This is a genomic window from uncultured Granulicatella sp. (assembly GCF_963545075.1).
Lineage (GTDB): Bacteria > Bacillota > Bacilli > Lactobacillales > Aerococcaceae > Granulicatella.
The window spans coordinates 1-7,007 of record NZ_CAUUHX010000069.1 but is presented as its reverse complement, the minus strand read 5'-3'; the positions used below and the strand labels follow the sequence as shown (position 1 = coordinate 7,007).

The window sequence follows — 7,007 nt, the reverse complement described above, 5'->3', positions numbered from 1 at the left end:
TCAGAATTTTATAGTGCTTTCTTCTATTTTTGAGACTTTTTGCCCAGTCTCTCTTGCTTTCGTTTGCTCAAAACTATTCTTCTGTTTTGAATACTTTTGTTACAGTACGATCTACATAGGATGCAGATACGACACCTTCATACTCTTTCTTTCCTGCTTTTTCAAAAGCATGTGTATTGACGATTTTTTGCATGGCTGCTTTAATGGTTGCTTCATCCAAGTTTTCTACCGGTTTTGCAATGACCAAGTTTTTATGTTTTCCATCTGCGTTTTTGAAGACTAATGTTAATTCTTTTGTTGTTGTCATAGTTTTTCACTCCTTTTCCTATTAAGCAATTGTGTGACGGTAATGTGTTACAACTGTTACGTAGCTCACTGGATCTTTCATCAATGTTTTTAATGCTTCTCCAATTTCTTTTACTGCTTGTTCGTCAGCTGTTTCAACAAGGTTTGGTAAGCTTTTAATACGTTTTGCCTTTCCCTTTTCCTCATCCATATGAAACACTTCTAATGTTGCTTTTTGAAATACTTTTGCCATTTTCTTTTTCCTCCTGTTTGTTTTTTTGTAGTGTCATGACTTCCTACACTATAAATAGAAAATGACCGATAAATTTTACCCCTATTCACCGATTTTTTTATTAACGATTTCTTGAATAGCATCATAGTCATACCCTTCTTCTTCCAGGCGTTGTTTTCGTTCAGTTCCATTTCCCCATAATCCAAGAATGACTTCATCTGCGATGTCTTCATTCGTTTTCTCATATACTACCTTCTCTTCATCAGGTGTGGGTTCTTCATTATTAAATGTATCCTCATTATCTTCTGTCTCATTTCCAATTCCAGAAAGCATTTCCTCTACTGTGCTTCCTAACTGTGCAAACTCATTCATTCGGATGACAAAATAGTCTTTCACGCTTTCAGTTGTTCCTCCATGTAATGCTAAGCTTCTATGAGGGCATGAAGTAGGAACAAACTCATGATGAAGTCTCACGGTATCCGTCGTAATAGGGAGTCCATAATAGAGTAAATCTTCGGTCGCCTGCATTAAGGTGACGTCTTCATTTTCTATAAATTCTTCATCAGAGACTTTCATACTTTCACAGACTTCATAGCCAATAGAGCGAATATTACTCCACCAATCTCCAGTATGATAGGCAATATTATACGTATCTACGACCCGTACAATCGTGTTACGATTACAATAATAATGCGCAATTCCTAGTGATTTTTCACGGTATCTTAACCATTCGATATACTCCTCTGGTGTCATAGAACCTGCGTCATTATGAATCACCACAAATTCCACTCCTACTAAACGTCCACTGTTTTCCATTAATGTTTCATTGATTTTTTTGACCATTTGACTCTCCTCCTTGTATATATGCTTGATATTTCTTTTGAATCGCTTGTCGATCTCGGTAATATTTACTCTTACAACGTCCCTCAAGCTCAGCCAATTCCTTAATAGAATCGGATTGTTCTAGGAACAACTCCAATGTTTTCTTCTGTCTTGGGGTTAGTAATTCGTACAACTTTCCTAATTCTTCACTCGTCTCCAATTGCCCTTGAGTATCACTATTACTTCCTAGCAAAAATTCCAGACTCTCGTCACTACATTCTCGCATCTTTTGCCTGTTTTCTTTTGAAAATTCTCGTAAACAAATCCATGTAAATCCCCGTTTAATGTAGGCTGCATAAATATATCGTTGCTCTTCCAGAGGATTTCCTCCTAATTTCTGAAATGTTTCTAATATTAGAATCCTTCCTAACTGAAGTAAGTCTTGATATTCTGAGTTCGTATTCGACACATGGTAACCTCTTAAGACAGAATATAAAACTGGTTCAAATGTTTGAAGATATTCTTCACTCCATTCTAATGGCATTTCCCAATACTCCATACTCCTCTCTCCTCTATTGTTTTTACAAGATCTTGTTATTAAAACTGTACGCCAAATGTTTTTTATTCGCAAAATGGGTTATTGCCAAATTTCAGCGGCAAATTTGCTTATTCGCAAAAATTCCCTTTTATTTTTATAAATTTCGTAAATTCATTAACTTTTTTCTCTTTTTTATTTATTTTTTACTGATTTTGTTATAAAATAAAAGAAAAAAGCGTTTTCAGGAGGCGTTAATATGTTAAACAAAGTCATAGATTTCAATCGTAGTTGTGATGCTAGCCTTTTCGAAACTTGTATACAACATCAAGTTCCTGAAATGACACGAGATATCGTTCTGCTTTATGATGTTAGCGACGATCCTCGTACCGACTGCAATAGCATTATTGTCACCTGTTATGGTCAGTGGTATATTACACGCCAGACTACTTCACAGTTATTCGACTTATTACAAGGAAACACTCCTATTTCTTATACCCTTTCTAAGGAAATTACGAAAAAATATTGCACCATTCGTAAAAAAATTCCTTATTGTTTTGACGATTTTCTTTATTTCCCTATTTACACTTTTTCAGGCCATCACCACTGGTGTGGGTATCACCATTGCATCGATAAGCAAAAAGTTGGAGATACGCTACACTTATACTTCGACCAATCATTAGAAATTATTTTGCCCTATAAATATCCAACTTCAATTTTGAACACCAATCTCTTTGATTGTCTTCTTGAAAGTAACAAAGAATTTAAAAATCATTTTTACAAAAAATATCCAATTCATCATTCTTCGACTAGAGAACAATTAAATATTACGTTATTTTGTTATTTTTTCATTCCGATTATTTTAGAATATATTGATAAAGTATCTCCAGATGAATTAGATGAAAAAACTTGGGAAGAAGTTTTAAAGCATTTTAAGGCCGTTTGATAGGAAGGCATAAAAAAGAGGCTTAACGTTGCCGTTAAGCCTTTTTTCGCTTTTTATAACATCTTATTGGAACTGAGTTCGAAAAAGCTGAATCGGCGTGCGTTTCGGTGAAGTCTGTCGGAGATTCTCTCCTCTCAGCCTTCCCCTCCAACGGTCCGATTCAAAGCGCTTTTTCTCACATCTTAACTTTTACGTAAGCGTTCGATATCTCTTGCGATTTCTACTTCTTCATTTGTTGGAATGTTTAATACTGTTACTTTCGCATTGTCTGATGAAATAATTGCTTCTGAACGAGTGTTGTTACGTTCTTTGTCAATGTCACATCCGAACCATGTAATTCCGCTAATAATTAAGTCACGGATTTTAATTGAGTTTTCACCGATACCTGCTGTAAATACAATCGCATCTACACCATTCATTACTGCAATGTATTGACCAATATATTTTTGAACACGATCCACAAAGATTTCCATTGCTACTTTAGCATCTTCGTTTGTTGCTGAAGCATTGTCAATATCACGCATATCGCTTGATAAACCTGATAATCCTAATAAACCAGATTTTTTGTTTAAAATATCAACCATTTCATTGATATCTGTAATATTTAATTTATTCATTAAGAATGCTACTAATGAAGCATCGATGTCTCCTGAACGAGTACCCATTGTAACCCCTGCTAATGGAGTGAATCCCATAGATGTATCTACTGATTTACCACCATCAACGGCTGTAATTGAAGCACCGTTTCCTAAGTGACATGTAATGATTTTTAATTCTTCAATTGGTTTACCTAACATTTCTGCTGCACGTTGTGAAACATAACGGTGACTAGTTCCGTGTGCTCCGTATTTACGTGCTTTGAATTGTTTGTAGTATTCTAATGGAATACTGTATAAGTATGCTTTTTTAGGCATTGTTGTGTGGAATGAAGTATCGAATACTGCAACACTTGTGATATCAGGTAAGATATGTTTGAATGCACGCATTCCGATAGCTTCTGCTTTATTGTGTAATGGAGCAAATTCTGCTAAATCTTCTACTTGTTGGATAACTGTATCGTCTACTAAAGCTGAATCTTTGAAGATTTCTCCCCCAGCAACTACACGGTGTCCAACACCAGTAATTTCATCGAATGAAGCAATAATGTTTAATGCTACTAATTGTTCTAATAATTTTTCTACAGCTACTTCGTGGTTTGGAATATCTTCTACCACTTCATATTTTTGATCATCTCCGTAGCTGATTGAGAAGATTGAATTTTCTAATCCAATACGTTCTACTAATCCTTTTGCCACAACTTCTTCTTGAGGCATGTTAAATAATTGGAATTTCAAGCTTGAACTTCCGGCATTAATCGCGATTGATTTTGACATGGTCTGTCTCCTTTGTGTGATAATGTTCTTCTTTTGTGAAAAACACTGTACAATCTTCCTTTTAAAAAGTTTCATGATTCAGTATTTCTCGCACCTCATTCATTTTAGCATAACTAAGTACAGATTGAAATAATAAATCCTTGGTTCTACTTTCTTTTTCTAAAAGTTATTTTATTTCAGAATAGAATAAAAATAAAAAAAAACACCCCAAAGATAGATTTTCTCGGTCTACCATTTGGGATGCAGTATACTTTTAGAGTACATTTTTTAGGTATTTCTTTTTTAATTAAGCTTTAAAATATTCTCTTTTAATTCTAGAGAGTAGATTATTCGCAACAGAAGTTACTCCGACATGCATCAATTCTGGATCAGAATAATCTAGATTACGTGCATAAACTTCTGCAACTCTGTAAGCAATCTGCTCATCTAATTGATAATTGGAAGCTTTTAATAACGCATTTCTTAATTCTGAACTGTAACATTTAACATTATTTTCTAACGATACTACTGCCATTTTAGTAACTCCTCTCCTGTTTTTACTTGATAAACTTTTACTTTTTACGAAAGTTCTTTCGCCCATTTTTCAAATGTTTGTGTAAACTGTCTGAACTTATCGATGTTTTTCATATCCGGTATGTCGCCTAACAATACTTGACGTGCTTGTTTTGCACCTTTTCCTTTTTTCTGGAAAATGAGCAGCGACTTGCTATATTGTTGGTTTTTGAATAATGTTTTAGGGAAAGCTAGCATCGCTTGAACAAAGGATTCTTTTTGTAAATGTTCTAATAATGACGCACTTTCTTCTGTTTCAAATAAATTCGTTGGCACAATCATCAATCCAAAGCCGCCTGATTTTAAATAATTCAAATGTTGTTCAATGAATAAATGGTGTGCATAAGAATGTCCTTCTTTTGCATGAGTCTTAAACTCTTTCGCACGTTCATCAACTGGATAATAACCTACTGGTAAGTCGGATAACGCAATATCGATTGGATCCACTAATAAATCACTTAATCCATCTTGCAACATCACTCGTACATCCAAGCTTTCCAAGGCAAATGATTGCAACGCTAAATGAACTAATACTTCATCATTATCGATGGCAGTCGTTTGAATATTTTTTCCACTTTCTTGTAAAAAGAGCTGAACGGTACTTAATAAATTCCCACTACCACATGCAAAATCAGCAAGTGCTAGTGTTTCTTTATTTTCTGTTAAGCGTTCCACCATAAAGGCTACTAATAAACCAATTGAATCTGGTGTCATTTGGTGATTCATTTGTAAGCCATCTTCTTTTGCAGCTTTTAAGAAAGTATATTGAATCATGCGACGAATTTGTTCTTTTGTAAAGCTTTGTAATGCTAATTCTGTATAAGCTCTATTTAATTGTTCAATCGTTACCGTATCTGGTTGTCCTTCTACTTGCTGAGCTTGATTTTCTGAAGCTATATTTTGCAAGGTTTCTCCTAATGCCTCTACATATGAATACTCAATTGCTTTTTGGAGTACTTGAACAGCCTCCCATAATTTTTCAAAACTACGAATTTCTTTATTTTCCTGTTCCATCAAACTCCTCCTTTCAAATAAAAAATAAGAGACAGGACAAAGTCCTGCCTCCGCAAATTCCATATTATTCAGCAGCTGCTACTGGGTAAACAGATACTTGTTTTTTGTCACGGCCTTTACGTTCGAAACGTACTACGCCATCAACTTTAGCGAATAATGTGTCATCTCCACCGATTCCTACATTGTGACCTGGATGGATTTTAGTTCCACGTTGGCGGAATAAAATTGAACCACCTGTAACAAATTGTCCATCAGCACGTTTAGCACCTAAACGTTTAGACTCTGAGTCACGTCCGTTTGATGTAGAACCGCCCCCTTTTTTGTGGGCGAATAATTGTAAATTCACTTTTAACATGAGAGTGCACCTCCTTGATAGGTTAATCAACTTGAACGGTTAGATAGTTAGGATATTCTTCTTGAATTCCTTCTAACCCTAGTAATAGACTATTTAATAAAATTTGTGTTGTTTGAGCTTGAACTTTCGTTACATCTCGTACAACTTCGACATATAAATACCCACCTTCGACTTCATCAACGTCAACAATCGGTTGATAGCCTGCTAGCTTCTCGATACTATTAACAGTCGTAATCGCTAATGCAGAAACGCCTGCACATACAATATCACTTCCATGCTCGCTAAAGCCTGCATGTCCTGTCATTTCAAAAGAAACTAATTCGTGGTCTTTTTTATGAAACGTTACTCGTATCATCGTCAAAATTAAGCGTTGATTGCGTTAATCACAACTTTTGTATAAGGTTGACGGTGACCTTGTTTACGGTGAGAGTCTTTACGACGTTTGTATTTGAAAGTTACAACTTTCTTTTGACGGCCTTGTTTTTCAACAGTTCCTTCAACAGTTGCACCTGCTACGAATGGAGCACCAACTTTAACGTTTTCTCCACCTACAAATACTACTTCTTCGAAAGTCACTTTGTCGCCAGCTTCTGCGTTTAATTTTTCAACGTAGATTGCTTGACCAACTTCAACTTTAACTTGTTTACCACCAGTTTTTACGATTGCGTACATATTGCACCTCCTATATTTTAGACTAAGACTCGCCAGTTTAAAGTGCCGATTCCGGTCTTTTGTACTCTAATCCGAGCGGTTGTAGCTGTGGTGCTTCACAATTACAACATGAACAGTTTAACAGAGATTTCTACCTAAGTCAAGCAAAAGCTCTGGCAATTAAAATGAAAATTCTAAGAAACACAAACATTTGTGACACGAACCAGTGTCAATACAACTTG

The 7,007-nt window shown here is 35.3% G+C and carries 11 protein-coding genes and 1 other annotated feature; of the genes, 1 reads left to right on the top strand and 10 read right to left on the bottom strand.

Going from position 1 to position 7,007, the window contains the following annotated elements; all coding sequences use genetic code 11:
* Positions 1–73 precede the first annotated feature (73 nt).
* The 4 genes from RWZ86_RS07915 to RWZ86_RS07900 form a co-directional block, all read right to left on the bottom strand.
* Positions 74–307: a DUF2922 domain-containing protein gene (locus RWZ86_RS07915; protein WP_227931688.1), complete on the bottom strand. Its 234-nt coding sequence runs from the start codon at positions 305–307 to the stop codon at positions 74–76.
* A 21-nt stretch (positions 308–328) separates the two neighbouring features.
* Positions 329–538 (bottom strand): hypothetical protein, encoded by a 210-nt coding sequence (locus RWZ86_RS07910; protein ID WP_314681207.1) that lies wholly within the window; start codon positions 536–538, stop codon positions 329–331.
* A gap of 81 nt (positions 539–619) precedes the next feature.
* Complete coding sequence (locus RWZ86_RS07905; protein WP_314681204.1) at positions 620–1,360, bottom strand: N-acetylmuramoyl-L-alanine amidase; 741 nt, start codon at positions 1,358–1,360, stop codon at positions 620–622.
* On the bottom strand, positions 1,341–1,898 hold the full coding sequence (locus RWZ86_RS07900) for a hypothetical protein (protein ID WP_314681202.1): 558 nt from the start codon (positions 1,896–1,898) through the stop codon (positions 1,341–1,343). The genes RWZ86_RS07905 and RWZ86_RS07900 overlap by 20 nt, the downstream gene beginning before the upstream one ends.
* 235 nt (positions 1,899–2,133) lie before the next feature.
* Here RWZ86_RS07900 and RWZ86_RS07895 point away from each other — a divergent pair, with 235 nt between their 5' ends.
* Complete coding sequence (locus RWZ86_RS07895; protein WP_314681201.1) at positions 2,134–2,820, top strand: hypothetical protein; 687 nt, start codon at positions 2,134–2,136, stop codon at positions 2,818–2,820.
* 182 nt (positions 2,821–3,002) lie between these two features.
* Here RWZ86_RS07895 and RWZ86_RS07890 read toward each other — a convergent pair whose 3' ends face one another.
* From RWZ86_RS07890 to rplU, 6 genes are all read right to left on the bottom strand, one after another.
* Positions 3,003–4,193: an acetate kinase gene (locus RWZ86_RS07890; RefSeq protein ID WP_314681199.1), complete on the bottom strand. Its 1,191-nt coding sequence runs from the start codon at positions 4,191–4,193 to the stop codon at positions 3,003–3,005.
* A gap of 286 nt (positions 4,194–4,479) precedes the next feature.
* Positions 4,480–4,707: a hypothetical protein gene (locus RWZ86_RS07885; protein ID WP_314681196.1), complete on the bottom strand. Its 228-nt coding sequence runs from the start codon at positions 4,705–4,707 to the stop codon at positions 4,480–4,482.
* A 44-nt stretch (positions 4,708–4,751) separates the two neighbouring features.
* The gene (locus tag RWZ86_RS07880; RefSeq protein ID WP_314681194.1) at positions 4,752–5,759 is read right to left on the bottom strand and encodes a class I SAM-dependent methyltransferase; all 1,008 of its coding nucleotides are present in this window, start codon (positions 5,757–5,759) and stop codon (positions 4,752–4,754) included.
* Between the two features lie 64 nt (positions 5,760–5,823).
* Entirely contained in the window at positions 5,824–6,114 is a 291-nt protein-coding gene (gene rpmA / locus RWZ86_RS07875; protein ID WP_227931695.1) for a 50S ribosomal protein L27, read from the bottom strand.
* A 22-nt stretch (positions 6,115–6,136) separates the two neighbouring features.
* Entirely contained in the window at positions 6,137–6,469 is a 333-nt protein-coding gene (locus tag RWZ86_RS07870) for a ribosomal-processing cysteine protease Prp (protein WP_314681190.1), read from the bottom strand.
* An 8-nt stretch (positions 6,470–6,477) separates the two neighbouring features.
* Positions 6,478–6,786: a 50S ribosomal protein L21 gene (rplU, locus tag RWZ86_RS07865; protein WP_020991443.1), complete on the bottom strand. Its 309-nt coding sequence runs from the start codon at positions 6,784–6,786 to the stop codon at positions 6,478–6,480.
* 15 nt (positions 6,787–6,801) lie between these two features.
* Positions 6,802–6,877: a sequence feature (ribosomal protein L21 leader region), on the bottom strand.
* Positions 6,878–7,007 lie beyond the last annotated feature (130 nt).